The sequence below is a fragment of the Haloarcula sp. KBTZ06 genome, from assembly GCF_048595605.1.
Classification (GTDB): domain Archaea; phylum Halobacteriota; class Halobacteria; order Halobacteriales; family Haloarculaceae; genus Haloarcula; species Haloarcula hispanica.
The window spans coordinates 3,076,307-3,101,237 of the sequence record NZ_CP184337.1; the positions used below are offsets into that span (position 1 = coordinate 3,076,307).

General features: G+C 65.6%; 25 protein-coding genes. 12 read left to right on the forward strand and 13 right to left on the reverse strand.

From position 1 onward, the window contains the following. Positions 1-5: 5 nt before the first annotated feature. Together hisG and ACNO8S_RS16060 are read right to left on the reverse strand one after the other, a co-directional pair. Entirely contained in the window at positions 6-854 is an 849-nt protein-coding gene (gene hisG / locus ACNO8S_RS16055; protein ID WP_420182279.1) for an ATP phosphoribosyltransferase, read from the reverse strand. Positions 855-920: 66 nt separating this feature from the next. Further along, entirely contained in the window at positions 921-2,063 is a 1,143-nt protein-coding gene (locus ACNO8S_RS16060; protein ID WP_420182795.1) for an MFS transporter, read from the reverse strand. A 214-nt stretch (positions 2,064-2,277) separates the two neighbouring features. Here ACNO8S_RS16060 and ACNO8S_RS16065 point away from each other — a divergent pair, with 214 nt between their 5' ends. The 4 genes from ACNO8S_RS16065 (at position 2,278) to ACNO8S_RS16080 (ending at position 6,811) form a co-directional block, all read left to right on the forward strand. Further along, a complete protein-coding gene (locus ACNO8S_RS16065) occupies positions 2,278-3,576 on the forward strand; it encodes an amidohydrolase (protein ID WP_420182280.1) in 1,299 nt (432 codons plus the stop codon). Positions 3,577-3,714: 138 nt separating this feature from the next. Continuing rightward, positions 3,715-4,683 carry a hypothetical protein gene (locus tag ACNO8S_RS16070; RefSeq protein WP_420182281.1) on the forward strand — a complete coding sequence of 323 codons (969 nt, stop codon included), beginning with the start codon at positions 3,715-3,717 and terminating at the stop codon, positions 4,681-4,683. A 44-nt stretch (positions 4,684-4,727) separates the two neighbouring features. Continuing rightward, positions 4,728-6,005, forward strand: a complete 1,278-nt coding sequence (locus ACNO8S_RS16075) for an adenosylhomocysteinase (protein WP_146417728.1) — start codon at positions 4,728-4,730, stop codon at positions 6,003-6,005. Between the two features lie 350 nt (positions 6,006-6,355). Further along, entirely contained in the window at positions 6,356-6,811 is a 456-nt protein-coding gene (locus ACNO8S_RS16080; protein ID WP_129755856.1) for an acyltransferase, read from the forward strand. Positions 6,812-6,916: 105 nt separating this feature from the next. Here the strand turns inward: ACNO8S_RS16080 and ACNO8S_RS16085 are convergent, their stop codons facing one another. Then, the gene (locus ACNO8S_RS16085; RefSeq protein ID WP_008307040.1) at positions 6,917-7,069 is read right to left on the reverse strand and encodes a hypothetical protein; all 153 of its coding nucleotides are present in this window, start codon (positions 7,067-7,069) and stop codon (positions 6,917-6,919) included. Positions 7,070-7,360: 291 nt separating this feature from the next. Here ACNO8S_RS16085 and priL point away from each other — a divergent pair, with 291 nt between their 5' ends. Further along, on the forward strand, positions 7,361-8,434 hold the full coding sequence (gene priL, locus ACNO8S_RS16090; protein WP_420182282.1) for a DNA primase regulatory subunit PriL: 1,074 nt from the start codon (positions 7,361-7,363) through the stop codon (positions 8,432-8,434). Here the strand turns inward: priL and ACNO8S_RS16095 are convergent. Next, a complete protein-coding gene (locus tag ACNO8S_RS16095; RefSeq protein WP_014039142.1) occupies positions 8,431-8,640 on the reverse strand; it encodes a DUF7472 family protein in 210 nt (69 codons plus the stop codon). The two genes, priL and ACNO8S_RS16095, sit on opposite strands and share 4 nt — an antisense overlap. A 129-nt stretch (positions 8,641-8,769) precedes the next feature. Here ACNO8S_RS16095 and ACNO8S_RS16100 point away from each other — a divergent pair, with 129 nt between their 5' ends. Then, the gene (locus ACNO8S_RS16100) at positions 8,770-9,417 is read left to right on the forward strand and encodes an SWIM zinc finger family protein (protein ID WP_420182283.1); all 648 of its coding nucleotides are present in this window, start codon (positions 8,770-8,772) and stop codon (positions 9,415-9,417) included. Positions 9,418-9,435: 18 nt separating this feature from the next. On the opposite strand, the gene hjc is transcribed toward ACNO8S_RS16100, so the two are convergent. Beyond that, on the reverse strand, positions 9,436-9,954 hold the full coding sequence (gene hjc / locus ACNO8S_RS16105) for a Holliday junction resolvase Hjc (RefSeq protein WP_014039144.1): 519 nt from the start codon (positions 9,952-9,954) through the stop codon (positions 9,436-9,438). A 192-nt stretch (positions 9,955-10,146) separates the two neighbouring features. Between hjc and ACNO8S_RS16110 the strand changes: the two genes are divergently transcribed. Further along, entirely contained in the window at positions 10,147-11,097 is a 951-nt protein-coding gene (locus ACNO8S_RS16110; RefSeq protein ID WP_014039145.1) for a DUF4382 domain-containing protein, read from the forward strand. A 13-nt stretch (positions 11,098-11,110) separates the two neighbouring features. On the opposite strand, the gene ACNO8S_RS16115 is transcribed toward ACNO8S_RS16110, so the two are convergent. The 4 genes from ACNO8S_RS16115 to nirK form a co-directional block, all read right to left on the reverse strand. Continuing rightward, on the reverse strand, positions 11,111-11,722 hold the full coding sequence (locus ACNO8S_RS16115; protein ID WP_014039146.1) for a DUF7139 domain-containing protein: 612 nt from the start codon (positions 11,720-11,722) through the stop codon (positions 11,111-11,113). Between the two features lie 36 nt (positions 11,723-11,758). Next, the gene (locus ACNO8S_RS16120) at positions 11,759-12,655 is read right to left on the reverse strand and encodes an alpha/beta fold hydrolase (protein ID WP_129755858.1); all 897 of its coding nucleotides are present in this window, start codon (positions 12,653-12,655) and stop codon (positions 11,759-11,761) included. Between the two features lie 6 nt (positions 12,656-12,661). Further along, entirely contained in the window at positions 12,662-13,405 is a 744-nt protein-coding gene (locus ACNO8S_RS16125; protein WP_004516027.1) for a DNA polymerase sliding clamp, read from the reverse strand. 159 nt (positions 13,406-13,564) lie between these two features. Continuing rightward, the gene (gene nirK, locus ACNO8S_RS16130) at positions 13,565-14,650 is read right to left on the reverse strand and encodes a copper-containing nitrite reductase (RefSeq protein ID WP_064287083.1); all 1,086 of its coding nucleotides are present in this window, start codon (positions 14,648-14,650) and stop codon (positions 13,565-13,567) included. 319 nt (positions 14,651-14,969) lie between these two features. Here nirK and ACNO8S_RS16135 point away from each other — a divergent pair, with 319 nt between their 5' ends. Continuing rightward, positions 14,970-15,761, forward strand: a complete 792-nt coding sequence (locus ACNO8S_RS16135; RefSeq protein WP_014039149.1) for a 23S rRNA (uridine(2552)-2'-O)-methyltransferase — start codon at positions 14,970-14,972, stop codon at positions 15,759-15,761. Between the two features lie 18 nt (positions 15,762-15,779). Here the strand turns inward: ACNO8S_RS16135 and ACNO8S_RS16140 are convergent, their stop codons facing one another. Beyond that, positions 15,780-16,478, reverse strand: coding sequence for a queuosine precursor transporter (locus ACNO8S_RS16140; protein ID WP_050037354.1), 699 nt, complete (start codon positions 16,476-16,478; stop codon positions 15,780-15,782). Continuing rightward, the gene (locus ACNO8S_RS16145) at positions 16,468-16,644 is read right to left on the reverse strand and encodes a ribbon-helix-helix domain-containing protein (protein ID WP_007187877.1); all 177 of its coding nucleotides are present in this window, start codon (positions 16,642-16,644) and stop codon (positions 16,468-16,470) included. The genes ACNO8S_RS16140 and ACNO8S_RS16145 overlap by 11 nt, the downstream gene beginning before the upstream one ends. 121 nt (positions 16,645-16,765) lie before the next feature. Between ACNO8S_RS16145 and ACNO8S_RS16150 the strand changes: the two genes are divergently transcribed. Further along, positions 16,766-17,194: a cupredoxin domain-containing protein gene (locus ACNO8S_RS16150; RefSeq protein ID WP_050007588.1), complete on the forward strand. Its 429-nt coding sequence runs from the start codon at positions 16,766-16,768 to the stop codon at positions 17,192-17,194. 30 nt (positions 17,195-17,224) lie between these two features. Here ACNO8S_RS16150 and ACNO8S_RS16155 read toward each other — a convergent pair whose 3' ends face one another. Beyond that, a complete protein-coding gene (locus ACNO8S_RS16155; protein ID WP_420182284.1) occupies positions 17,225-19,417 on the reverse strand; it encodes a twin-arginine translocase subunit TatC in 2,193 nt (730 codons plus the stop codon). Positions 19,418-19,521: 104 nt separating this feature from the next. Here ACNO8S_RS16155 and ACNO8S_RS16160 point away from each other — a divergent pair, with 104 nt between their 5' ends. Together ACNO8S_RS16160 and ACNO8S_RS16165 are read left to right on the forward strand one after the other, a co-directional pair. Next, complete coding sequence (locus tag ACNO8S_RS16160) at positions 19,522-21,138, forward strand: twin-arginine translocase subunit TatC (protein ID WP_420182285.1); 1,617 nt, start codon at positions 19,522-19,524, stop codon at positions 21,136-21,138. A 1-nt stretch (position 21,139) separates the two neighbouring features. Beyond that, positions 21,140-21,769: a histidine phosphatase family protein gene (locus ACNO8S_RS16165; protein WP_151102759.1), complete on the forward strand. Its 630-nt coding sequence runs from the start codon at positions 21,140-21,142 to the stop codon at positions 21,767-21,769. 4 nt (positions 21,770-21,773) lie between these two features. On the opposite strand, the gene larE is transcribed toward ACNO8S_RS16165, so the two are convergent. Further along, positions 21,774-22,646 (reverse strand): ATP-dependent sacrificial sulfur transferase LarE, encoded by an 873-nt coding sequence (gene larE / locus ACNO8S_RS16170; RefSeq protein ID WP_151102760.1) that lies wholly within the window; start codon positions 22,644-22,646, stop codon positions 21,774-21,776. Positions 22,647-22,788: 142 nt separating this feature from the next. Between larE and ACNO8S_RS16175 the strand changes: the two genes are divergently transcribed. Next, on the forward strand, positions 22,789-24,837 hold the full coding sequence (locus tag ACNO8S_RS16175; protein ID WP_420182286.1) for a helix-hairpin-helix domain-containing protein: 2,049 nt from the start codon (positions 22,789-22,791) through the stop codon (positions 24,835-24,837). The last annotated feature ends 94 nt before the right edge of the window (positions 24,838-24,931 follow it).

Sequence of the window (24,931 nt, forward strand, 5' to 3'; positions counted from 1 at the left end):
AACGGCTATTCGACCAGCCGCTCTATCTCTGTCACCAGTATGTCACTTGCGCCCACGTCTTTGAGCGAGCTAATCGTCTCGAAGACGGCGCGCTCCTCGACGACGGCGTGAACGGCGAGCTGGTCGGAGCCGGCGATGTCCATCACCGTGGGCCCGCCCATGCCCGGAAGCACGTCTTCCACGTCGTCGAGGGCGTCTTCGGGGGCGTTCATCATGAGATAGCGTTTGTCTTCGGCGGCGAGGACGGAGCCGAGCGCGGTGTCGACCTGCTGGACCTTCTCGTCGTCAGCGGTGTCCTCGCGGGCGAACAGACGCACGGAGCTTTCCAGTACCTCGTCGACGACGGCGAGGCGGTTCATCCGGAGCGTGGTCCCGGTCGAGGTGATATCGACGATGCCGTCGGCGATGTCGACGTGGGGGGTCAGTTCCGTCGCGCCGGACACCTCCGTCACGTCCACGTCCACGTCGACCCGTTCGAAGTACCGCCGGGTGATTTTGGGGAACTCCGTGGCGATGCGGCCCCCTTCGAAGTCGTACACGGTCTCGATGTCGCTGTCCTCCGGCGCGGCCAGAACGAGGCGACAGCGGCCGAAATCGAGGTCGCGGAGTTCGACGAGGTCGTCGGTGTCGGACTCCCGGACCTGGTCGAGGCCGGTGATACCCACGTCGGCAGCGCCGTCCGCGACGTACTCGGGGATGTCGGCGGCGCGGGCGTACAGGACGGTCACGTCCGGGTCGACGGTGTCGGCGTGCAGTTGGCGGTCGGCCCCGTCGACCAGGTGGAGGCCGGCCCGTTCGAGCAGTTCCTCGCTTGGTTCGTGCAGGCGGCCCTTGTTGGGGACGGCGATTCGCATACGCCTACTGGCAGGCCGCGGGGCAACTGTCTTTCCCCTCAGACTGACCAGCTGCGGGCGGAGCCGTTACAGGCGGTCCCGGCGTGGGAGGACGACGAAGGTAGCCGCGGCCAGGAGCGTCAGACCGGCGAGACCGTAGAACGCGACCGCAAACAGGTTCTGGTCGGCGAGCAGGCCGACAGCGGTCGAGCCCAGCGAACTAATCCCGAAAAAGCCGGTCCGGAGCAGGCCCCAGCCGGTGCCTTCGGCGGCGTCAGGCAGCGTGTCGACGATGTAGGCGTTTGCCAGTGGGCCGACGCTCATCCGAACCCCGATGAGGCCGGAGACGACGGCCAGCGGCACGACGCCGTGGACGGACGGAATGAGTACGAGGGGAACGGTACTGACGAGCGCGACAGCGGTCAGGACACTGGGCGTTCCGTATCGGTCGGCGAGCCGACCGGTGACTGTCTGTGAGAGTGCGCCACCGACGAACAGCACCGAGAGGAGCGCCCCAGCGGTTCCCTGTGAGAGGCCCCGGACCGTGACCAGATACGTGGTGAGAAACGCTGTCACGGCCTGGAACGCGAACAGCATCAGAGTCTTGCCCGAAACCGACAGCACGAGCCGGCGGTCCCGAAAGCCGGTGAGGACCGTTCGGAGGTCCCGTCGGAGGCTCCGTTCGGACTCGACGGTCGGACGGTCCGAGACCGAGAGCCAGAGCGCGCCGGCGACAAGCATGAACAGCGGGGCGGCGCTGGCAAGCGCCAGCCGCCAGCCGTACCGGGTCGTGACGAACGCGGCGACGGCGGGCAGTGCGGCCGCCCCGAGGGAGCCGGCAGCCATCACGACACCGAAGGCGGTCCCCTCGCGGGCGTCGAACGTCCGCGAGAGGGCGGTCCCGCGGGTGGGGCCGTACAGTCCCGTCCCGAGCCCGAACGCGCCCGTCGCGATGAGGAACAGCGAGAACACCGGCGCGAAAAAGTAGCCCAGCAGCCCGACGCCGGACAGCAACGCCGCGGCCACCAACAGCGTCCGCTCCCCGATCCGGTCGATCAGAACTCCGGCCGGAAACTGTACCGCCGCGTACGTGAGCCAGAGCACCGTGACCGCGAGCCCCGCCTGTGTGTTCGAGATGACGAACTCCTCGCGTATCGTCGGCAGAACCGCAGGCACGACGAAACGCATCCCGAGGACGAGGAACCAGCCGGCAGCGACGGCAAGCAGCATTCGGGCCGGGCTTCCGTGCCGCATCGCGCTGACCCGCTGTCGGATGCGCTCTGCCGTCGCCATGTTCTTGGCCTTCCGAACGCGCCGGAGGGGAAAGACCCCTACGGAACAGGCACCGTCTCGGCGGTCAGCCTGTTCCAGGGATATGGCAACACGCCACACAGCGGCGCTGTGGACCCTGCGAACTAAGACCCGCGGTTGCGAAGCCACCGCCATGAGTGAACTCCTCGTTACCGGCGGGCAGGTCCTCCGGCCGGACCTGACCGTCGAGCGTGCGGACGTACTGGTTTCACAGGACAGCGGCGACATCGTAGCCGTTGACGAACCGGGCACACTGGACGGCGACGACGAACTCGACGCCAGCGACGGGCTGGTCATCCCCGGGCTGGTCAACGCCCACACCCACGTCGCCATGACGCTGCTGCGCGGCCTCGCGGACGACAAGCCCCTCGACGCCTGGCTGCAGGAGGACGTCTGGCCCGTCGAGGCGGAACTGACCGCCGAGGACATCCGCGCCGGGGCGGAACTCGGGCTGGTCGAGATGATCCGGTCGGGGACGACAGCACTATCGGACATGTACTTCGAGGTCGAGGAAATCGCGGACGCAGTCGACCAGGCCGGGATGCGGGCCGTTCTGGGCTTTACTGCAGTCACCGTCGGTAAGGACGACGAGGCCGCACGGTCTGATCTGCAGGAGAGTCTCGACGTGGCTCGGAAACTCGACGGCGCGGCCGACGGCCGTATCCGGACGACGTTCCAGCCCCACTCCCTGACGACCGTCGGTGAGGAATACCTGCGCGAGTACGTCCCGAAGGCCCTCGACGATGACCGCTCGATTCACCTGCATGCCAACGAGACGCGCGACGAGGTGACACCCATCGTCGACGAGCACGACCAGCGCCCGCTCGCCTACGCCGACGACATCGGCCTGCTGGACGGCGACACCTACGTGGCCCACGGCGTCCACGTCGACGACAGCGAGATCGACCTGCTGGCCGAAACTGGTACCGGCGTCGCTCACTGTCCAGCCTCGAATATGAAACTCGCCAGCGGGATGGCCCCCGTGCAGGACCTGCTGGACGCCGGCGTCACCGTCGGCATCGGAACCGACGGCGCGGCCTCAAACAACGACCTCGATATGTTCGACGAGATGCGCGACGCGGCGATGATAGGTAAACTCGCGGCCGACGACGCCAGCGCGGTCGACGCTGGCACTGTCGTCGAAATGGCGACGGAAAACGGCGCAAACCTGCTCGGCTTCGACAGCGGCCGTCTCGAAGCCGGCGCGAACGCGGACCTGGCCGTCATCGACCTCGACGCTCCCCACCTGACGCCGGCCCACGACCTCGTCTCGCACCTGGCCTACGCCGTCCACGGGAGCGACGTTCGCCACACGGTCTGTGACGGCGAAGTGCTCATGCGCGACCGCACGGTCGAGGTGTTCGACGAGCAGGCCGTCCGCGAACGAGCGAGCGACCACGCGTCCGCGCTGGTCGAACGAGCCGGTGACTGAGTGAGCGGAATAAACGCTGAGAACGGGTTTTAAACGGTATAACTATATCTCAGGCGGTGTTGTCGATGCTGCGAACGGCGTGAACGAGTTGAACGGGAGGGGGTGTTTATCGCGCTCTCGGCGAACGTATTGGCTACGATGCGCACCAAACTCTTCGCACTGTACGCCGCTGTCGGACTGGCCCTGCTGGCCGTCGGTCCGGGTCTGGCGGCCGCTGCGGACTCGGCCGGCAACACCGGCGCGGGGAACACCCTCGCGGTCGGTGTCTCACAGGCTGACGACGGCAGCGCGACGGTATCGGTCACACAGAACGAGACGGGCGTCGAGAACGCCTCTGTCGCCGTGGAATCGGCTGACAACACCTCCTACGCTGGGACCGGCAACTACACGACCGACAGCGACGGGACGGTCGGACTGCCCGCGCCCGAGCAGAACGTGACGGTCGACGTGACGGCGACGGCCGACAATCACACCGCGACGACGACGGCGGACCTGTCCGTCGCGCCGACGAACGCCACCAACGTCACCGAATTCGACACCTTCGGACTCGAAGTGTCGGCCTACGTGAGCGACCTGTTGAGCGACGAGAACCGGACCGGCGGCATCGGCCCGGCCGTCGCCAGCTTCGTGACGGCGAACAACCCCGGCAACGCGCCGGACCACGCCGGCCCGCCCGCACACGTCACCGGTGCAAACGAGTCCGACGACAACGAGACCCACCCCAGCGAACGACAGGGTCCGCCGGCCGACATCTTCGGTGACGACGAGAACGAGACCGAAAACGAGACGGACGACCGACGCGGCCCGCCCGAGGACGCCGGACCGCCCGAGGACCGCGGCCCGGACAGCGATGACGACGAGAACGAAACCGAGGACGACCGGCGCGGCCCCCCGGAAGACGCTGGGCCGCCCGAGGATCGTGATGACGACGCGGAGAACGAAACCGAAGACGACGAGAACGAAACCGAAGCACCGGACGACGAGACTGAGGAGTCAGACGACGCTGACGAGGACGACGATGACGGCGGCAACGGCAACAACGGCAACAACGGCGGCAATGGTGGCCCACCGGACGACGCCGGCCCTCCGGACGAGCGCGGTAACTGAGCGGCTTCGGTAGCGTTTTAGGAACTCTCTCCGTCTGTCGTGACATGACGACGCCTATCTCCGAGCGACTTGACGACCTCGACGAGGCTCGCGATTCCGGCCGCCGAAAGATGGACTGGGCCATCCAGCATATGCCCATCTGCGGCGCGCTTCGCGAGCAGTTCGAGGCCGACCAGCCCTTCGACGGCGAGCGAATCGGCATGGCGATGCACGTCGAAGCCAAGACCGCCGTCCTCGCGGAAATCCTCGCAATCGGTGGCGCGGAAGTCGCCATCACCGGCTGTAACCCGCTTTCGACGCACGACGACGTGAGTGCCGCACTCGACGCCGTCGACGGCATCACTTCCTACGCCGAGCGCGGCGTCGACGACGAGGAGTACTACGAGGCTATCGAGGCTGTCATCGGCCACAAGCCGACCATCACCGTCGACGACGGAATGGACCTCGTCGCGGCCATCCACGAGGACTATCCGGAACTCATCGACACTATCATCGGTGGGGCAGAGGAGACGACGACCGGCGTCCACCGACTGCGCGCGATGGACGATGACGGCGAACTCGACTATCCTGTGTTCGCTGTCAACGACACGCCGATGAAGCGCCTGTTCGACAACGTCCACGGCACCGGCGAATCCTCGCTGGCCTCGATTGCGATGACGACGAATCTCTCGTGGGCCGGCAAGACCGTCGTCGTCTCCGGGTACGGTGACTGCGGCAAAGGTGTCGCAAAGAAAGCCAGCGGTCAGAACGCCGACGTGATTGTGACCGAGGTCGAGCCCCGCCGTGCGCTCGAAGCCCACATGGAGGGCTACGACGTGAAGCCGATGGCCGAGGCCGCCGCCGAGGGCGACGTGTTCATCACGACCACCGGCAACCGCGATGTCATCGTTGAGGAGCACTTCGAGGCGATGCAGGACGGCGTCCTGCTCGCCAACGCCGGCCACTTCGACGTAGAGGTCGACCTCGACGCGCTGTCGGACCTCGCCGCCGACACCTACGAGGCCCGCGACGGCGTCCAGACCTACGAGATGGCCGACGGCCGCCGCCTGAACGTGCTGGCCGAGGGCCGGCTGGTCAATCTCGCGACGCCCATCGCACTCGGGCACCCCGTCGAGGTAATGGATCAGAGCTTCGGCGTGCAGGCCGTCTGTGTCCGCGAACTGGTCGAGAACGGCGACGACTACGAGGCCGGTGTCCACGCCGTCCCGGACCGGCTCGACAAGGAAGTCGCGGAGATCAAGCTCGACGCTGAGGGTGTCGACTTCGACTCGCTGACTGACACCCAGGCCGAGTATATGGATTCCTGGCAGCACGGGACGTAGGGCGGCCGACTGAAAGGAGGCCGCCGGAACGCGCAGCGGGGAACGCAGTGACCCGCGAGACGTAGGGCGGTCTGAGCGGAGTGAAGACCGTCTTTCAGTCGAGCGGCGGAGCCGTGAGACATAGCGAGACCGACCAGCGGGAGGCCTCGAATACCCGTGCGGGGAGCGATGTGACCCGCGAGGGCTTCGGGCGCTCCGAACGAAGCGAAGACCGTCTTTCAGTCGAGCGGCGGCACCCCTCCCAGAGCGCCGACCACTGGCGGCTTTTTTCGAGCCGCGCTACGACTCCCATATCCAGTTCCGACACTGGCCGCCGCCACGATGATTACGGTCGGCGCTGACATCCGCATATGCCTGTCCACGAGACCGCCCAGGTCGAGAACGCGACGCTGGGCACCGTCGAGATTCGCGAATACGTGACGATCCACGACGCCGACATCGGCGACGGCGTCCAGATTTACGAAGGGGCCTCGATCAAGAAGGCGACTATCCATGGACCGACCGATATCAACGCGAACGCCTACGTCGAGAACGCGACGCTTGGCGAGTCCGTCCAGGTCGGGCCCAACGCCTCCATCGTCGGCGTAACCCACGACCTCACCGACGCAGGCATGGAGTTTCAGAACGACACGTTCGACGAGATAGTCATCGAGAACGGGGCTTTCGTCGGCGCTGGCGCGGTGATCCTTCCGGGCGTCACGGTCGGCGAAAACGCCGTCGTCGGTGCCGGAACCACCGTCACCGAAGACGTCCCAGCCGAGACCGTGGTCCGGAGCGCCACGGGGACGGTACAGCGCTCCCTCTGAGCGTTGGCACAGCACCCCGGTTTCCACGTCCCAGCGGACCGTCCCGGGAGACGGACAGTAAAACCGCTCGCTCCGCTGGTGTCGCCGATAGACCGTCGACTAGCCCTACTCGGTTACGTCGACGAAGACCGTCGACTGAATCCACGCAGACGGGTTTTCGGGATCGCCGATGTGGGCGACCGTGTCCACGCCGACGTCGTACTCTTCGAATGTCGCTCTGATGCTCTCTTGTGAATCGGTATCGTGCTCGTGCGTCATCGATGTGCTCCGTGTCTCGTCTGGCAGTTCCCTCGTCGGGGATGACTGCACTGGTCCGGTTCCCCGACCGAACCGTGTGCAGTCGCCGACCCGCGTCCTTACCACACTTTGTCGGTAGGGGTTGGCAGGTATCGGCTTGTCTACTAGCTGTATTCACCCGCCGCCGGCCTGGGACTATATGTATAGCCTCGCGATATCGCCGCACTGACTCTCGCAACGGATGTCGGGAATCCGACACCGACCGTCCCGGTGACGGCAATTTTATTCACTCCCATCCGAAAGGTGGTGGCAATGGAACCGCTCCACGCACGCTACCCCTTTCTGGCGCGGTCGCGGGAGGCCGTCGAAGCCGCGGCGGTGGACTTGGGCGAAATCGTCGCCACTGACGAGACGGTCACGGCGCGCGCGCTGGAGCGGGTCGAATCAGCAATCACGGACGGCACTGTCGGGGAACCACGGCGGACCCGCGTCGAACTGCTGTCGTACCCGGTCGCCCGCGTGCTGGTGTCGCTCGTCGACGTGCACATCTGCACCCGGAAGTACGCACAGGCGGAGGCCGAGGCGGCCTACGACCGGTTCACCGAGGAGTTCGCGACGACGACGGAGCTGAAATCGACCCAGCGGGAGACGCTGGACCGCACGGAACTCCTCGCGGAGTTCGACCTCGCAAGTGCCGTCAGCGACACTAGTGACGGCTACCGCATCGAGGTCGGCGCGTATCTCGACCTGGCGGCCGACCAGCGGGGCGATTCCTGGCGGCTGGTCAATCGGCCACTGGCCGACGGCGAGGTCAGGGTCACCGCCGAGGAACTGAACGTCCTGCTGAAGCAGGCAATACGTCACCGAGTCACCGACGGCTTGCCGTTCGACGTGCCTGACGCTATCGCGGACGAACTGACCGAGGAAGTCGACCGCCTCGAAGAAGTCCTCTCGGAACTGGAACTCACCCGCGAGATCGACACTGTCGTCCCCGAGCTGTTCCCGCCCTGTATGAAGTCCCTGCTCGACCAGGTGCAGAAGGGCGAACATCTCGAACACCACTCCCGGTTTGCCATCGCGACCTTCCTCATCGGCATCGGGATGACGACGGACGAAATCGTCGACCTGTTCCAGGTCAACCCCGGCTTTGGCGAGGAGGCGACCCGGTATCAGGTCGACCACATCCGCGGGGATACCAGCCCGACGGAGTACTCGACGCCGGCGTGTTCGACCATGCAGTCCTACGGCGACTGTGTCAACATGGACGACCTCTGTGAGACGATTTCCCACCCGATGGGCTACTACGAGCAGAAGATAGACGACACCGACGAGGAGGAACTGGTCGACTGGCGCGAGGACGGGGACGACGAAGAGGCCGACGCCTAGAACTGCTGGCGTTCGAGCCAGAGGCCGGCAGCGGTCATAAACACGACGAAGAGGCCGATTGCGCCGATAAGCGCGTAGCCGCCTGTCGCCTCTACGGTTGACCCGTCCAGATACATCTGTGAGGCGGTGATAGTTGCGCCGACGAACAGCACGACGGCGACCGCCGAGATGACGATTTGCAGGAGCGTCTCCCGCTCGATATCCATGCTCTGCGGTTTCACAGGGCCGGCAAAAAGGGTATCGAAGCGCCGGAGCCCGACCGCCGAGCCATTTAGGGCCGTGTAGCACCTACGTTTCAACTGGACGCATTGGAAAATACAGCCGCGTCCGTACCTATGACGTTCATCGAGCCAACAGCCGACCGGCAGCATACCGCACTTGCACCGGACCTCCGTTCCCTCCCGGACCGGGCCGCCCGCGCCTGGACCGAGCGCATGGCCGTGCGCCCGCGAGCGGGCAGTACGTACGCTGTGACGACGGAGAGCGAAAGCACGTACCTCGTCGACGTCGCACAGCACTCCTGTACCTGTCCCGACAACCGCATCCGCGGCGAGCACTGCAAACACCTCCGGCGCGTCGCCATCGAAATCACTGCCAAGCGGATCGCGCCGCCCGGGAAGGAACGGGCGACCTGTGACGCCTGTGGTACCGTCACCTTCGCCGCCGCGGACGCACAGGCGCCGCATCTCTGTGGGCACTGCCGACTGGAGACCGGCGACATCGTGCGGGACCGCGAGACGGGCGACAGACTCGTCGTGACGGCCGTCACCGACACGTCGGCCGACGACTGGACCATCGAGGCAACGGGCGAGACAGTCGCCGACTACGACACCAACGATGGCTACCCATCCGACGACCTCGTGGTGCTGGTGACGTATCTCTCGGACGCTGTCCGCGCGACCGACCCGCGAGAGTACGCCTTTCCCCTGTCGCGGCTCCGCCGCGTCGAGGACGCCGAACTCATCGGCAGTGAGACCCAGTAATCGAACGCCTGCGAACCGCTACTCCAGCATCGCCGCAGCTTCTTCCTTGTCGAGGTCGCCGCGCTCGAAGGCCGACAGCACGTCCAGCACGCTCTGGTCGGGGCCGTCGTCGCCCACCTCGTCCAGCGTGACCTTCTCGGAGTTACCCACGAACTCGTCGAAGTCAGTCCCGTCGGAGAGGGCCTTCTCCTTCTTGACGCGGTAGTTGCCGCCGTCGGTCGTGTGGAGGTCCGCCGGGTGGAAGAAGTACCAGTCCTCGCGGTCGAACCGGACGCCGATACGCGGCTTCGCGCCGAAGTTCCGGGCGAAAAACAGTAGCGCCTCGACCTCCTCGCCGGTGAGATAGATGGGGTCGCCGGCGCTGGATTTCGCCTCGATAGCGTAGAACGTCTCGCCGTCGCCCGAGAGCACGTCCGGCAGTTCCCGCTCGGTCGCGCTGCCGCTGGCCGGCGCGCGCATCACCGCAAAGCCCGCCTCGTCGAGTGCGTTGACCAGTTCGCGCTCGCGGCGGTCGCCCTTCGCGTTCGAGTTTGCCATTATCAGGACGTGGAGCGACGGGGGTAAAACCGTTCAGATACGGCCAGACCGTTCATTCCGTTCAAAGGGCCGTACATCGATTTGACCTATCGCGGGGCATATACGCACCAGTCCCATCCCACGTCATGGAATGATTTCGTTCGCAACAGCAGAGACAGTAATGATAGCGGCGCAGAACGGGGAGCGACGCCAATGAGACGACGACGATTCATCGCCACGGGCGCGGGCGTCGGGGTCGGTCTCCTCGCCGGCTGTTCCGGGTCGAGCGACTCCGGCGGGTCTGACGGGACCAGCGGTGACGGAACCAGTGACGGCGGCTCCACCGACGAGGACGCGATGACGGACGACGGCGGAACCGTTGGGACGTTCCGGCTGCTGATCAGCGACCAGCCCGCGGCTATCGGCGACTTCGACTCGCTCGACGTGTCCTTTTCACGGGCCCGCATCTTCCATGCAGGCGGGGAGGATACAGGGAGTGAGACCGAAGCCACGGAGTCGGCCGGGGCAACCGAGACGAACGAAACTGCCACGACGGAGGCGACAGAGACAAACGAGACTGCAACGGCCGAACCGACCGAGACGGCGGAGATGGACGACGTAGACCAGCCGGAGGACGAAGCCGACGAAGATGAGACGGAAGACGAGGAGGGCGACGACAACAACGGCTTCGTCGTCCGCGACCTCGACGGCGCGACCGTCGACCTCACCGAGGTCGTCGGCGACAAGGCCATCGGCGTCCTCGACGGCGAACTCGAAGCGGGCCGCTACAGCAAGATCGAACTGTACGCCGAATCCGTCGACGGGGTCGTCGACGGGGCGTCGGTCGACGTGAAGATCCCGAGCGAGAAGCTCCAGCTCACCAAGCCGTTCGAAGTCGTCGCCGGCGAATCGGTCGACTTCGTCTTCGACATCAACGTCGTCAAGAAGGGCAACGGCGGCTACAACCTCCTACCGGTCATCTCGGAGAGCGGCGTCGCTGGCAAGGACGTTGAGGTGGAGGAAGTCGGCGAAGGTACAGATGCCGACGACAATGACGATGACGACGAGGAGACCGAAGTCGAGACGACGGAAACCGAGGAAACGGATCGCGACTCGATGACGGAGTCGGACCAGCGCGGCAACGAAACGACGGCCGCCGAGTAACGCTCAGCTACGCTTAGTCTTCGATTCGGGACTCCAGTTCCTGAATGACCTCGTCGGTCGTCCCGCCGTCGCCGCGAACCGCCTGCGTGTAGCGTTTGTATTCTTTGGGAGACACCTGGACAGTCTTGGTCTCGCCTTTGTGCGAAATTTCCAGTTTCACGGTGCCGTGTGGGTTGTTCCGTCGCCGGAAGCTCGCCATCGCCGTGAAGACGAACCAGAACGCCACGCACGTCCCGATGAAGTACGCCATCGTCGTTTCGAACGCCAGCGTCTGTCCGCCCACCGTCCAGTTGTAGGGATATGCTACCTGAAACAGCCCGACGCCGACCAGACAGAGGAATGCGCCGACGGTGACACCGCTCTGTTCCCGGCGGCTCGAGGGGAGCACGGCGACGACACTCAGGAACATTGCGGGGATTCCCAGCCCACCCAGCGTCCCGCCGAGTTTCTCGGCGGCGTGGGGTGCAGTTGCGCCGACGACTGCCGACAGCGGCGTCGTCACCAGAAGTATCGCCACGACCACCGCCAGCGCGCCGACGAACCCCAGGGTCGCACCGGCAACGACGCGGCGGGGATCGCGTCCCTCCCAGCGCCGGTCGTTGTACGCGTCCCCGAGATTCTCCATACCGGCCCGTTGGCACCCGACCCACAAAACGGTACGTCAGACGCGTGTGCGACGCTGTACGGCGGCCAGCGCGCCGTCGCCAGCAGCTGTCAACGTACCGAGATGGTCGCTGTCGACCGATTCAAACGAAGCGTCCGGAAGCCGCTGTGCGAGGGCGTTCCCCGTCGACGGGGCGACGTTGGCGTCGTTTCGTCCCTGAAACACAGTAACCGGCACTGAAATGTCTTCGAGGGCAAACGGCCATGGCTGTGAGAGGAGTCGCTGCTCGCGGATGATCCCGCTTGGACCGCGTGCCATCGACGTGAGCATATCCGCACGGACGACCCGAGCCACCTCGTCGGCTGCCAGGGCGTCTGTTTCCGGTGTCTCCTCGGCAACGAACCCGACAGCGTAGGACGGATCCCGGCGGAGGGCGAACCATCGTTGCAGCCGGAAGAGTCGCCCGAGCGCCCACGGAGCGTGTCGGGACAGCGCCCCCACGAACTGCTGGACGCGCCCCGTCGAACCGATTGACGGTGGGCCGCTGCTGCCCAGGAGCGCGATTCGCTCTATCTCGGGCAGTCGGTGACAGGCCAGCGCGAACGCGCCGCCGCCGGAGAAGCCGACGGCACCAGCCGCGTCGACATCGAGATGGGACAGGAGGTTCGCGGCGTCGTCCGGCCAGTCCTCGAACGTAACAGCTGCGTCTTCGGAGTTCCCGATGCCCGGCCGGTCCGGAGCGATGAGGTTGATGCCGCGTTCGCGAGCCGGCGCGGCGAGCAGCCGTGCGGCGACGTGTGATCCGGGGGTACCGTGACAGAAAAGGACCGGATAGCCGTCGGCGTCACCGTAGGTGGCGTAGGCCAGCCGCCGACCGTCAGAGAGTGAGAGCGACTCCGTCTCGGAGTCCTCGGGCAGCCAGTCGGTGGCCGGGATCGGCGGCGCGGACCCCATCCGTCGTTATTCGCTCTGGATGCGCGGTGCGAGCATGTACGTGACTCGGCCCTGCCCTTCGGCGAAGCTGAAGTGCATCTTGACCGGGAACTCCTCGCCGAGTTCCATCTCGACCTCGGCGTCTTTCGGGATGGCCTTGTTCATGTTCTTCAGGTAATCCAGCGAGAACAGCGAGTGGGCGTCCCCGGGAGTGAGGTCGATGAGGTCGTCGCGGGTGAGTTCGAGGTGGACGTCGTCGGTGTCGCCCTCGGCGTCGACGTAGAACAGTTCCTCTGTCGCGTCGACGCCCAGCGCGATGTGGTCGCTGACCATGTCCGCGGCGGTGACCGACCGGTCGATGTCCTTCCCCTCGATGACGATGTTCGCCGAGAGGTCCAGGTCCGGGAGGTCGGGCTCCTGACGGATGGAGTCGGGGTCGATAAGGGCGAGGGTGTATTCCAGGCCGTCGATAGAGATGTGGAGCTTCCGTGTCTCTTCGTCCAGATCGAGGTGGACGAGCTGGCCGGCGTCGGCCATACCGGCGATGTCTTCGAGGCGGGAGAGGTTGACGCCGATGAGCCCACCATCAGTCTCGTAGGACTCGAACGCCGCCGCGTCGAGTCGCAGGTCGACCATTCCAACGTTTGCCGGGTCGACTGCCCGGATTTCCAGCCCGTCTTCTTCGAGGTGGATCTTGCACTCGTCCACCAGCACGCTCACAGAGTCGAGAGTCGCCTGGAGCGTGTCTGCGCTCACGATGGCGTTGAACATCTTGAACCGGACTATGCCCCCATCCATTAAAAAGTCCCTCATTGAAACCGCGTGCGCGCGAGCGACCGCGGACGGGCCAGCGGTTACGAGCGACACCGGTTATCGAGTAATCGGGCCGAACGCGAAGCGGCAGTGCGGAGCGTTACTCCGGCGAAGCGGTCAGACCTCCGGTTCGAACACGTCGGGGTTTGCCGCCCCTTCACGGTTGATGACAGCCATCATGCCCTTGCGGGCGACCCGGGAGAGCGCGTGGTCGACCAGTTTGATGGGTCCAGGCACCTCGGCGTGGAGGGTCGCGATGGCACAGGACCCCGGCTTGACCGGCGTGGTCTGGACGTACTTGTTCGGCGGCCCAGCGATAGAGCCCTGCTGCCAGACCTCGTCCCAGACGGAGCCGATGGGGTGGAAACTGGAGTCGAGGTTCGGACCGCCGGTCACGAAGTACACCCGGGCTGTCTCACCCACCTGCATGCTGGGCGCGCCGTGAACGTCCGGCGTGATTGCGTACTTCTCGCCGTTCATCAGGACGTACGTCGGCTCTTCGGCCGCCATCGCCTCCATGTCGAAGTCGTGGTGCCCCTTCTCGCCGGTGTCGCCGGTGGTGTACAGTTCGTGCTGGCCGAAGTAGAACTCGTGGTCCACTTCGGGCAGCCCCTCTTTCGGCTCAACGAGTATCATCCCGAACATCCCCGAGGAGATGTGCATATCGAGGTTCGGGACGGCGCAGTGGTAGATGAACGCGCCGGGGTAGGTGGCCTTGAACCGGAACGTCTTGGTCTGGCCCGGCGTGACCATCGACGCCTCAGCACCGCCACCGGGGCCGCGGACCGCGTGGAGGTCGATGTTGTGGGGCATCGAGTTCCCCTCCTCGTTCGTGATGGTGAGTTCGACGGTGTCGCCACGGCGGACTCGGATCATCGGGCCGGGAATCTGGTCGCCGAAGGTCATGTACGTGTAGGTGACGCCCGGCTCAATCTCTGCGACCTGCTCTTTGGTGGTCATCTCGACCGACACGGTCTTTGGCTCCGACCGGTCGATTGGGTCCGGGATTGCGGTCGGGTCCGCGGCAATACGGTCGACGTCAGTCTGTTGTGCGGCGTTCATAGCTGGCTCCTGTGGGGTCGTCTTCGCCTCGGTCGGTTGCTCTTTTGCGCCCGGTGCGCTGGCACAGCCCGCAAGCGCGGCCGTGCCGACGCCCAGGGCTTCTAACACCCGCCTCCGCGTCGCCGTCGGAATGGTTGACATTGGGAGGTCACTTCCTACAGATAGGACTCAGCGCGTGACCTGTATATATGGGGACGGCAAATCTCAGCCGCTGAGACGCGTTCTTGCGCGGTAAGAATGGCTCTGAACGTGTTCGGCTTGATGGTAAAGCACGTAGTCACGTCCTTGGCGCTTGCCCTGATTGTCGGTGCGGCAATCGACTGGCGACTGTCGTGCCGTGGCTCGGCCGGAAACTTCGAGTCGGCATCCATTTCAGCGCTGACCGCCTTCCCACTACTATGACTGCGATTTCGCCGCATTTCGGCGCTCAAAACGTGTCACAGCGCGGTGTGTGGTAACCATGTCGGGCAAAGACGACTACTACAACAGAGCGAAGCAGGAGGGGTACCGCGCGCGGTCGGCCTACAAGCTCCAGCAGCTAGACGACACGGCCGGCTTGCTGGGCGAGGGGCGGACCGTCGTGGACCTCGGCGCTGCCCCCGGCGGGTGGATGCAGGTCGCGGCCGAGCGGATCGGCGAGCGCGGGACGCTGGTCGGCGTCGACCGCCAGACCATCGACGAGCTGGAGGACCCCGAACCGACCGTCGAGTACGTCCGCGGCGACATGACCGAGGACAGCACGAAAGACGAAATCCGCGAAATTGTCGGGGAGAGCGACGGCAGCGGCGGCCCGGTCGATGTGGTCATCTCCGACATGGCCCCGAATATGACCGGCCAGTACGACCTCGACCACGCCCGGTCGGTCCACCTGGTCCGGCAGGCCTTCGAGGTCGCGACGGACCTGCTCGACGCGGGCGGGGACTTCTGTGCGAAGGTGTTCGACGGACAGGACCTCGACGACCTCATCGCCGATATCGAACCGGAGTTCGAGTACGTCCGTGAGGTCCGCCCCGACGCCTCCCGTGACTCCTCCTCGGAGCTGTATCTGGTTGCGAAACACCGCCTGACCGGGCCGGTCCGCGAGGGTGACATCGTCGAAGTCACTATCGACGACATCGGCGAGGAGGGTGACGGTATCGCTAAAGTCGAGAACTTCACTGTGTTCGTCAGCGGCGTCGAAGCGGGTGAGACCGTCGAGGTCCGCATCGACGACGTGAAGCCCCGGTACGCGTTCGCCGAACCGGTCGAGTGAGCCGCTGGCAGTCGTTTTTCAGTCGGCCCGTGCCGGGGTCGGTGCGACGTCGTTCCGCCGAGCGAAGCCGACGACGGCGTAGACAAAGGGCGTGTCGAGGACGGCGATAGCGAGCTTCAGCAAGTACTGGCCGACGATGAGCGCCAGCGCTTCGGCCGGCGGGACGCCCTGAAACAGGATGAAGCCGACGCCGACGAAGATGACCGTATCCAGTAGCTGGCTCGTAGCCGTCGAGCCGATGTTACGGAGCCAGAGTTTCTCGCCGTCGGTTCGGTCCCGAAGCCAGTGGAAGACGAACACGTCCCAGTTCTGGCTCACGACGTAGGCCGACAGGCTGGCGACGACGATGGCCGTGCTGGCCCCGAGCACGTTCCGGAACGCCGCGAGATCCACCGGCTGGGCCGCCTGCGGGAGCCCGGGGGCGAAGATGGTACTCCAGACCAGCGCCAGCAGGACGAAGTTCATCGCGAAGCCGACGTTGACGACGATCGTCGCGGCCCGCCGGCCGTACAGTTCGGCGTAGCAGTCGGAGGCGAAGAACGTCAGCGCGTACGCCAGCGCGGCCCCGGGCAGGACGAGCGTCGACCCGGCGAGCGGGAGCGAGAACGGCAGCGAGAACGCGAGCAGCTTCGAGGCGGTCACCTGTGAAGTGACCAGTGCTGTCACGAACAGCGCGACGAGGCCGACGCGCACCGCCTCCGACCGCTCACTGGTCATCGTCGAGTCGTCCCTGCCGTTCATCGATGTCGTCGAGCATATCGAGAGTCTTCCGAACCGAGGCGCGGATTGCTTCGCTTCGGTTGACGAACTTCCCGTCTTCGCCGACGTGCTTGTCGATGTCGTCCAGCAGTTCGGCCGGGACTTCGACGCTTATCTTGGGCATATCTGAAGAATATATCAAGAGTATCTTATGGGCTGTGGTTTGACGACCGGCGGTGAATAGACGGCGTGCGCTGAGACAGCTCTCCGATAGCTTTTTATTCTGCATTTATTTACAGAAAAATATGAGGAAGTTGAAGCGACGCACAGTACTCGGCAGCGTCCCGCTGATGGTCGGACTAGCGGGCTGCAGTAATGAGAACAGTGCTGAAGAAGACGACACCGCGACCGAACGTAACAGTTCGACGGACACTCGTCCGACGACAGCGGATTCGACTCCTGTCAGTGAAAACACTATCCGCATGGGCGTCGATGATGAAAACCACGTCGCGCCAGACAGCATCACTATTCAGTCCGGAGCGGGCGTCCACTTTCAGGCAGTTTCCGGAAACCACGAAATCTACTGCACTCACGACAGGCCGGACGGGGGCAAAGCCTGGAGCTTCAGTCTAGAGGAAGGGGAGTCTCGGGGGATTGTCATCGAGGTCACGGGCCGTTACGAGTATCACTGTGCGTTCCACGACCGGAACGGCGGCACAATAATCGTCGAATAACGGTCGACGTGTCGCCGCTACGAACAGCTATCAGTCAGCCGGTTCGCTGCGGCGGTTCGTCGTCCGCCGGCCGCCGAGCGTGTACACCCAGAGGATGCCGAGGCCGAGCATGTACGAAAGCGCCGTCGGAATGCCGACGATGAACATCGTGAAGATGCCGCTGGGCGAGAGAATCGCCGAGAGGGCGACGATGCCGATGACGACCTCCCGCCAGCGCTCGTACATCAGGTGGAACGGGATGATGCCGCCCTTGTGGAACAGGAACATCGTCACCGGGATCTCCGCCAGCAGGCCGATGCCGATGGTGAGGAAGAACACGAGCCAGCCGAACTTGCTCACCCGGTAGGCGATGACCATGTTCGAGTTCAGCTGGTCGTAGGCGATCCAGGAGATGGTCATCGGGGCCACGTAGAGGAAGCCGAGCAGGCTCCCGCCGATGAGCGCGGCGAACAGCGTCCCGCCCCAGATGCCCAGGATGTTGCGGTTGCCGATGACGAGGCCGCGCTCGCGCATCGCCGGCCACGCGAAGTACAGCACAACGGGGATGACAGAGACGGCCCCGAGTATCGTCGAGAACTTGACGATGAACACCAGGTGCTCGACGGGGTGGAGCGTGACGATGCTCACGTCGGCGGCCATCTCCGGCGGGAGCCTGCTGACGAACGTCCGCTGTATCGACCCGATGCCGCCCTGATAGAGGAACAGGAACGCGGCGGCGAGCACTGCCCCGAAGATGCCCAGAATCACGAACGCCCGGGAGGCCAGCGCGCTGAGGATGAACTGAATGTCGTAGTAGTAGCCGCCGATTTCGTCTTCCGTAGTCTCGTCCTCGGTGAAGGCATCGACCATGCCGGCGGTCGTCGAGGTGAACACGCCTGCCTCTTCTTCGTCCGCTTCGGCGGTCTCGTCCGCGCCGTCGCCACCGTCACCCTCCGAGTCGTCCTCGTGGGCCATGTCCCACCGGTCGAGGACGGCCTGAGCTTTCTCCTTGTTGTCGTCCGCAAGAGCGCTGTCGGCGTGAGCAAGCGCCTCGTCCTCGGTCATCTCCTCGAACACTTCCGGCGGAGCAACCTCGACGGCCGAGGCGTTGAGTTCGTCGATGTCGATAGCCGTCGGGTCACCGACCTGACCGGGACCGGCCTTCTCCGAGAGGGCGGTCAGGACGTGGTAGTAGAGGACGACGACAGCACCGATGACACCGAACACGGCAGCGAGAAGCAGTGCCGTGCTCTCGACGGGGAGTCCGAACAGCGCCGGCGGCTGGATGTCGCCGGTGAGCCGGTCGGAGGGGAACACCTCGGCGAACCGCTGAACGTACTGAAATGCCGGCGTCGCCAGGACGTAGTACACCACGCCGCCGCCCAGCACTGCACCGCCGAGAATCGTGTTCCAGTGCCCGCGAGCGACGGCGCTGGTACTGACGAGGTCACCGGAACGCCTGACCAGCATCGCGAGCTTCGCCAGCGCGAGGCTGATGCCGTAGAGACCACACAGCGGCGCGGCCCACATAATCTGGGTGAAGGGGTCCGGCGGCGAGAACAGCGCGCCGAAGGCGAAAATCCCCATTACCGCGTAGCGCCACTTGTCCCGGAACGTCTCGTAGGGGATGATCTCGGTGTAGGAGAGCACCGTCATCACGAGGGGCAACTGGGCGGCGAGTCCGAAGGAGACGGCCAGCAGGAAGACGAACTGGAACCACTTGACGATGGAGTACTGTGGCGTGAAGCCGGCCTTGAACGCGTCCCCGGCGAGGAAGTTGAACATCAGCGGGAAGAACAGTTCGTAGGCGTAAGCCACGCCGCCGAAAAACAGACCTAAGCTGATCGTGACGAACAGCGCGCCCTTCCAGGTCGGGATGTGCTCGGCCGGCCACCAGCCGCGCTGGCGGAGTCCGTCGCGGCCGAAGTAGATCAACAGCGGCAACGACATGAGAATCCCGATGACGGCCCCGATTTTCACCTGGAGGAGGATGACGTCGAAGGGCGTGACCGCGACGATGCTCGTGGCCTCCTGCGTGGTGAGGTCCATCTGCGAGTACAGGAGATCGGCGCGTAGCGTGTCCCAGACGCCGTACTGCAGTCCCATGATCGTGCCGATCATCCCGATGACGAAGACGATGAACACCTTCTGGAGGTGCACCTGCGCCGAGCGGAGCATCGCGCCGAGCGTCGCGCGCCCGCTCTGGACCGTCTGGACGGTGTCCTCGTCGATAGCACTCGCCATCTTCTCTGTGCCTAGCCCAGTGGGCGTTATCAATTTATTCATCCCGGTGACGGTCACTGCTCGAAAAGAAAGTTTACAACACCCACCGTCTAAGCCCGGAACAGATGGAGGACGGTGACGAAGACGACGAGCGGCGCGGGTCCGAAGAGCCGCCACTGCCGTCCGACGACGAATCCGACGAGTCGTCGATCCCCACCGACCCCGTGGCCGAGGCCGATGCCGATCGGGAGACGGACGAAGTAACGAGCCCCGGTCCCGCGCCGGCCGGCGGCAATGAGGATACCGTTGGCTCTCACGCCACGCCGACTGAATCCGAATCCAGCGCCGGGCTGTTTGACCGGGACGCATCGGACATTGCCGCCGTTGTCCCGGCAGATGTCCCGACCGACTGGGGCAAGTCGACGCCGTCACCGGCTGGTGGCAGTGCCACACCGACCCACGGCGGCGGGAACGCACCCACCTACGACCCAGATGAGGACATCGTCGACGAGGGCGCGCCCGACGACGAGGAGATGCCCCTCGCCGACCACGTCGAGGAGATGGCGATGCGGCTGTTCGTCGTCGTCGGCGTGATGGCCGTCGTCGCCGTCATCGCCCTGCCGTACTCCGACGAACTCATCAATTTCCTGTGGTACTCCTTCCTCGATGGCCCGGCAAGCCAATGCGGTCAGGTCGCGACGAATGCCGATGGCAGTGTCGTCGAAGGGGCGGACTGTCCGAACGTGTACAACCCACTCGCGCTGATTCTGGCGCGGCTGAAAGTGTCCTCGCTAGTCGGCTTTATCGCCGCCTTGCCGGTGTTCGTCTACCAGACGTACCTGTTCATGCGGCCGGGACTGTACCCCCGCGAGCGTCGCTACTACCTCGCCGCAGTGCCGACGAGCCTCGTCCTCGCAGCCGTCGGCGTCGGCTTCGCGTACTTCGCCGTGCTGCGGGCGATGTTCGACTACTTCATCACCTACTCCGACCGCGCGGCCGACCTGGCCTTCGGCCTGAGCGAGACGTTCAACCTCATCATCCTGATGCTCGGGCTGTTCGCGCTCATCTTCCAGATCCCGCTGTTCGTGATGCTTGCGGTGATGATGGGCGTGACGACGCGCCAGTGGCTCCAGGACCGGCGGCTGTACTTCTGGGGTGGCTTCGCCGCCGTGGCGTTCCTGTTCAGCCCGGACCCGACCGGGATGGCCCCGCTCATGGTCGCCGTGACGATGATCGGCCTGTTCGAGGGGACCCTGCTGCTCCTCCGGTGGACCGGCAGCACGTCGCCGGTGCCGACGGCCGACGACCTCGCCGCTCGCCGTCCCGCCGCGTGGCTGGTCTTCGGTATCGCCGGCTACCTGCTCAGCCCCGCGCCGGTGCCGACGGGCTACTACGAGCGGCTCCCGGCCACCGTCACCGAGACGCTGGCGACCGTCGGCCTCGGCAACGCCACGCCGATGCTCGTCGGCGGCGGGATGATCGTCCTGTTCGAGGCGCTGGCGTACGTGAACAAGAACTACTACGGCTCGGTCAGGCTCTGGCGCGGGTTCCGGGCCGCACGCCTGCCGGTGTGGGCTGTCGCCATCGTCGTCGGCTACCTCGGCAGCCCCGACCCGACGCTGTTCCGCCTCGTGAACCAGTTCAGCCTCCCGCGAAACGCCGCAATCGCTGTCGCCGCCGGCCTCATCCTCCTGTACGAGGGGACTATCGCCGTCGCGCGCTGGCGAAACCGGGGTGAATAAGATGGGAACCCTACTTGTCGCCCGGCACGGCGAGACGACGTGGAACCGCGACGGGCGCATCCAGGGATGGGCGCCGAGTCGGCTGACCGACCAGGGACAGGAGCAGGCCACGGCGCTCGGGGCGTGGCTCGATGAGCGCTACGGCGTCGACCGCGTCTTCGCGTCGGACCTCCGACGCACCCGCGAGACGGCCGCCGCAGCCAACGACGGCTACGGTGGCCTGCCCGACCCTGAGTTCGAGACTGACTGGCGTGAGCGCGGCTTCGGAACCATGCAGGGCCTGTACGCGGAGGAACTGCTCGATGAGTTTCCCGGCCACGACCGGGACGCGAGCGTCATCTCACTCGATGCGGCCCCGGAAGGCGGCGAGGGCATCCCGACCTTCCGCAGACGGGTCGAGTCGGCCTGGGACCGGGCAATCGCGACGACCGACGCCGGTGAAACCACGCTGGTGGTCACCCACGGCGGCGTCATCAAGGTCCTGTTGGCGAAACTCACGGATATAGACCCGGACGCGGCGCTGGCCGAACACTCACAGGCGAACTGCGCCGTCAACGAGATTCGGCTCGATGGGGACAGCCCCGAACTGGTCGGCGAGGAACTGACTGGCTGGCGGACGTTGCTTGACTGAGCCCTCAGTCGACGGACGGGTAGTCAGCGTCGAAAACGTTGCTGACCACGTCTTCTTCGGCTGATTCTTCCGTTTCTGGGCTCACACTTCCTGTCTCGTAGCCGTGGAGATCCAGCGTTACGTGGTCGAAGCCACAGTCCTCGATGTGGTCGCGGGCGGTGCGAACGAAGTCGGGATCAAGTGCGGTTTCGAGTTCTTCCTCGCCGACCTCGATTCGGGCGAGGCCGTCGTGATCGCGCACGCGGAACTGCTCGAAGCCCCACGTCCGCAGGAGTCGCTCGGCCTTCTCGACGCGGGAGAGGCGCTCCTCCGTGACTTCGAGACCGGTCGGAATCCGCGAGGAGAGACACGCCATCGAGGGCTTGTCGGCTACGGAGAGGTCGTACTCGCGGGCGATTTCGCGGACTTCGGACTTCTCGATGTCGTGTTCCAGCAGCGGGGAGTAGGCGTCCAGTTCTTCGACGGCGCGCAGGCCGGGGCGGTGGCCCTCGCCCACGTCGGAGGCGTTCGTCCCGTCACACACCACGTCGATGCCGAGTTCGCGGGCGCGGTCGTACATCGCGCCCAGCCGCATCGACCGGCAGTGGTAACACCGCATGTCGTCGTTCTGGATGAACTCGTCGCTGTCGAGTTCGGAGAACTCCACGATTTCGTGACGGATACCGATTTCCTCGGCGACGCGAGTCGCGTCCGTCAGCTCGGCAGCGGGGAGGGTTTCAGATTTGGCGGTACAGGCGATTGCGTCGTCGCCGAGGGCGTCGTAAGCCAGTGCGGCGACGACACTCGAATCGACACCACCGGAGAAGGCGATCAGCACGCCGTCTCGCGATTCGAGGTCTTCGCGGGCGGCCGCTAGCTTCTCCGAAACAGCAGACATGGGATTCCTTTCTCGGTGGAGCGCAAAAACGCCTTCGCGTTCGGTGTTCAGCTGACGTGGTCGAAGCGGTGTCGGACGCCCACTCCGCCGCCGGAGCCGCTGGCAACGGGTTTTTTCTCGCTGGCGTCGAATGGGCGGGCAGATGGAGCTCGAATCGGTTCCGGGCGTCGGGGCAAAGACAGCCGCGGCGCTCCGGGAACTAGACGATCCGGAGGCGGCACTTCGGGACGGCGACGTGGCGTCGCTCGCACGCGCACCGGGCATCAGCGAGGGCCGGGCCGCCCGCATCGCTCGCGGTGCGATCCGGGCCGAACACGACGACCCCGGTGGGTTCACCGCGACGAAACGCGCCAGCGAAATCCACGAGGACGCGCTGGCCCTGCTGACCGACAGGACGGTGACCGACTACGCCGCGAAGCGACTGGAGACGATCTATCCCAGCGGCGTCCGCAGCCGCATCGAGGAGGTCCGGGCGTTCGCCGAGTCGGCGATGGCCCGCGACCCCGACCCGGCAGTTCTCGACGCCCTGTCGGCCGTCGAACCGCTTTCTGAACCCGGCGACGTGCGGGTCCGGGACCGCTGTCTGGCGACCCGCGACGCCGAGCGCTACGCCGACGCGCAGGCCGCGATTCCGGAGGTCAGTGTCGAGGTCGTCGACGACGCCCGCCAGCTGGCCGAACTCGCCCGCTCGTACTCGACGGTCGTCGCGCTGGACGAGGCCTTCGCCGGCGTCGATATCGAGGGCGACGTACGGGTGGAGCCAAACGCGCTCGAAGAGCCCGAATCGGTCGTCCCAGAACGCGTGCTCACCTTCTTCGCCCGCAACCGCGACCGGATACGGGCCGCCGCCGAGGTCCACCGCGTCGCCGACCTCGACGCGCCGTGTGACCTTGAGACGCTCCTGTCGGCGCTTGCCCAGCTTGATGCGGACGGCAGCGTCAGCGGCGACGAGGAACTCGACCGGCTCGCCACTGCTGTCGACGACCTCGACGCGGCGGTGTCGACGGCCGAGAGCGTCGCCAACGACCACCTCCGCGAGGCCATTGAGGAGCAGGACGTGACCATCGAGGGGACGGACCTGCTGTCGCTGGTCGAACGCGGCGCGGGTGTCGACTCGCTGCTCCAGCGGGAACTGGCCGACGAGTACGCCGCCGCCGTCGGGAAGGCCCGCGACCACCTCGTCGACGCGCTGGCGCTCCGAGACATGGAGGCGACGGCGCGCCGGGCCTTCCCCGACGAGCCCGCCTATCCCGTCGAACACAGCGAGGACGTCGTCGCCCGTCTCCGCGAGGAACTGACCGCCGCGCGCGACCAGCGCGCGACCCGCCGGAAGCGGGAGCTGGCCGACGACCTCGCCGAGATGCGCGAGGCAGCCGAGTCGCTGGTCGACGCGACGCTGGAACTGGACGTGGAGCTGGCCATCGCCCGCTTCGCCGCGGACTTCGACTGCACGATGCCGGACCTGACCGAGTCCGAGGGCGTCGCCATCGAGGGCGGGCGCTCGCCGCTGCTCGACGTGCCCTTCGACGAAGTCGAACCGGTCGACTACGCTGTCGAGGGCGTCACGGTCCTCTCGGGGGTCAACAGCGGTGGCAAGACCTCGACGCTGGACCTCGTGGCACTGGTGACGACGCTGGCCCACATGGGTCTGCCCGTCCCGGCGGCGTCGGCTTGCGTCGGACGGATCTCCGAACTCCACTACCACGCGAAGACCCAGGGCACGCTGGACGCCGGCGCGTTCGAGGCCACGCTGCGAGAGTTCGGCGACCTCGTTGCGGATGTTGATCACCGCAACTCAGACCCAGATGACGGTGCCGCTACCGATGGGCCGGCGGCCGGAACCGACGACCGCCCGGTGATGGTGCTTGTCGACGAACTCGAATCGATAACCGAGCCGGGGGCCAGCGCGAAGATCATGGCCGGCATCCTCGAAGCGCTGGGCGAACGGCAGGCCACGGCGATTTTCGTCTCCCACCTCGCACGCGACATCAGCGAGGCCGCCGAGACCGACATCAGCATCGACGGCATCGAGGCGAAGGGGCTGGAAGACGGCGAACTGCGCGTCGAGCGCTCGCCTGTCAAGGGGAAACTTGCCCGCTCGACGCCGGAACTCATCGTCGAGAAGCTCGCCGACGACGGGACCGACGACGCCGATGGGTTCTACAGCGACCTGCTCGGGAAGTTCGAGTAGCGACGGCCGGCGAAACCGCGGCCCCTCGTGTACCTGTCACTGCTCGTGAAGCTGTGGCAAATGGTTAAGTGGGCCGCGAAGCTCGGTGAAAGTG

Coding starts and splice junctions, on each gene's coding strand:
- hisG (WP_420182279.1), bottom strand. CDS start 854: ATGCGAATCGCCGTCCCCAACAAGGGCCGCCTGCACGAACCAAGCGAG.
- ACNO8S_RS16065 (WP_420182280.1), top strand. CDS start 2,278: ATGAGTGAACTCCTCGTTACCGGCGGGCAGGTCCTCCGGCCGGACCTG.
- larE (WP_151102760.1), bottom strand. CDS start 22,646: ATGTCTGCTGTTTCGGAGAAGCTAGCGGCCGCCCGCGAAGACCTCGAA.
- hjc (WP_014039144.1), bottom strand. CDS start 9,954: ATGGCAAACTCGAACGCGAAGGGCGACCGCCGCGAGCGCGAACTGGTC.
- ACNO8S_RS16150 (WP_050007588.1), top strand. CDS start 16,766: ATGAGGAAGTTGAAGCGACGCACAGTACTCGGCAGCGTCCCGCTGATG.
- ACNO8S_RS16070 (WP_420182281.1), top strand. CDS start 3,715: ATGCGCACCAAACTCTTCGCACTGTACGCCGCTGTCGGACTGGCCCTG.
- ACNO8S_RS16060 (WP_420182795.1), bottom strand. CDS start 2,063: ATGCTGCTTGCCGTCGCTGCCGGCTGGTTCCTCGTCCTCGGGATGCGT.
- priL (WP_420182282.1), top strand. CDS start 7,361: ATGGAACCGCTCCACGCACGCTACCCCTTTCTGGCGCGGTCGCGGGAG.
- ACNO8S_RS16075 (WP_146417728.1), top strand. CDS start 4,728: ATGACGACGCCTATCTCCGAGCGACTTGACGACCTCGACGAGGCTCGC.
- ACNO8S_RS16165 (WP_151102759.1), top strand. CDS start 21,140: ATGGGAACCCTACTTGTCGCCCGGCACGGCGAGACGACGTGGAACCGC.
- ACNO8S_RS16100 (WP_420182283.1), top strand. CDS start 8,770: ATGACGTTCATCGAGCCAACAGCCGACCGGCAGCATACCGCACTTGCA.
- ACNO8S_RS16145 (WP_007187877.1), bottom strand. CDS start 16,644: ATGCCCAAGATAAGCGTCGAAGTCCCGGCCGAACTGCTGGACGACATC.
- ACNO8S_RS16110 (WP_014039145.1), top strand. CDS start 10,147: ATGAGACGACGACGATTCATCGCCACGGGCGCGGGCGTCGGGGTCGGT.
- ACNO8S_RS16140 (WP_050037354.1), bottom strand. CDS start 16,478: ATGACCAGTGAGCGGTCGGAGGCGGTGCGCGTCGGCCTCGTCGCGCTG.
- ACNO8S_RS16085 (WP_008307040.1), bottom strand. CDS start 7,069: ATGACGCACGAGCACGATACCGATTCACAAGAGAGCATCAGAGCGACA.
- ACNO8S_RS16080 (WP_129755856.1), top strand. CDS start 6,356: ATGCCTGTCCACGAGACCGCCCAGGTCGAGAACGCGACGCTGGGCACC.
- ACNO8S_RS16115 (WP_014039146.1), bottom strand. CDS start 11,722: ATGGAGAATCTCGGGGACGCGTACAACGACCGGCGCTGGGAGGGACGC.
- nirK (WP_064287083.1), bottom strand. CDS start 14,650: ATGTCAACCATTCCGACGGCGACGCGGAGGCGGGTGTTAGAAGCCCTG.
- ACNO8S_RS16135 (WP_014039149.1), top strand. CDS start 14,970: ATGTCGGGCAAAGACGACTACTACAACAGAGCGAAGCAGGAGGGGTAC.
- ACNO8S_RS16095 (WP_014039142.1), bottom strand. CDS start 8,640: ATGGATATCGAGCGGGAGACGCTCCTGCAAATCGTCATCTCGGCGGTC.
- ACNO8S_RS16120 (WP_129755858.1), bottom strand. CDS start 12,655: ATGGGGTCCGCGCCGCCGATCCCGGCCACCGACTGGCTGCCCGAGGAC.
- ACNO8S_RS16175 (WP_420182286.1), top strand. CDS start 22,789: ATGGAGCTCGAATCGGTTCCGGGCGTCGGGGCAAAGACAGCCGCGGCG.
- ACNO8S_RS16125 (WP_004516027.1), bottom strand. CDS start 13,405: ATGTTCAACGCCATCGTGAGCGCAGACACGCTCCAGGCGACTCTCGAC.
- ACNO8S_RS16155 (WP_420182284.1), bottom strand. CDS start 19,417: ATGGCGAGTGCTATCGACGAGGACACCGTCCAGACGGTCCAGAGCGGG.
- ACNO8S_RS16160 (WP_420182285.1), top strand. CDS start 19,522: ATGGAGGACGGTGACGAAGACGACGAGCGGCGCGGGTCCGAAGAGCCG.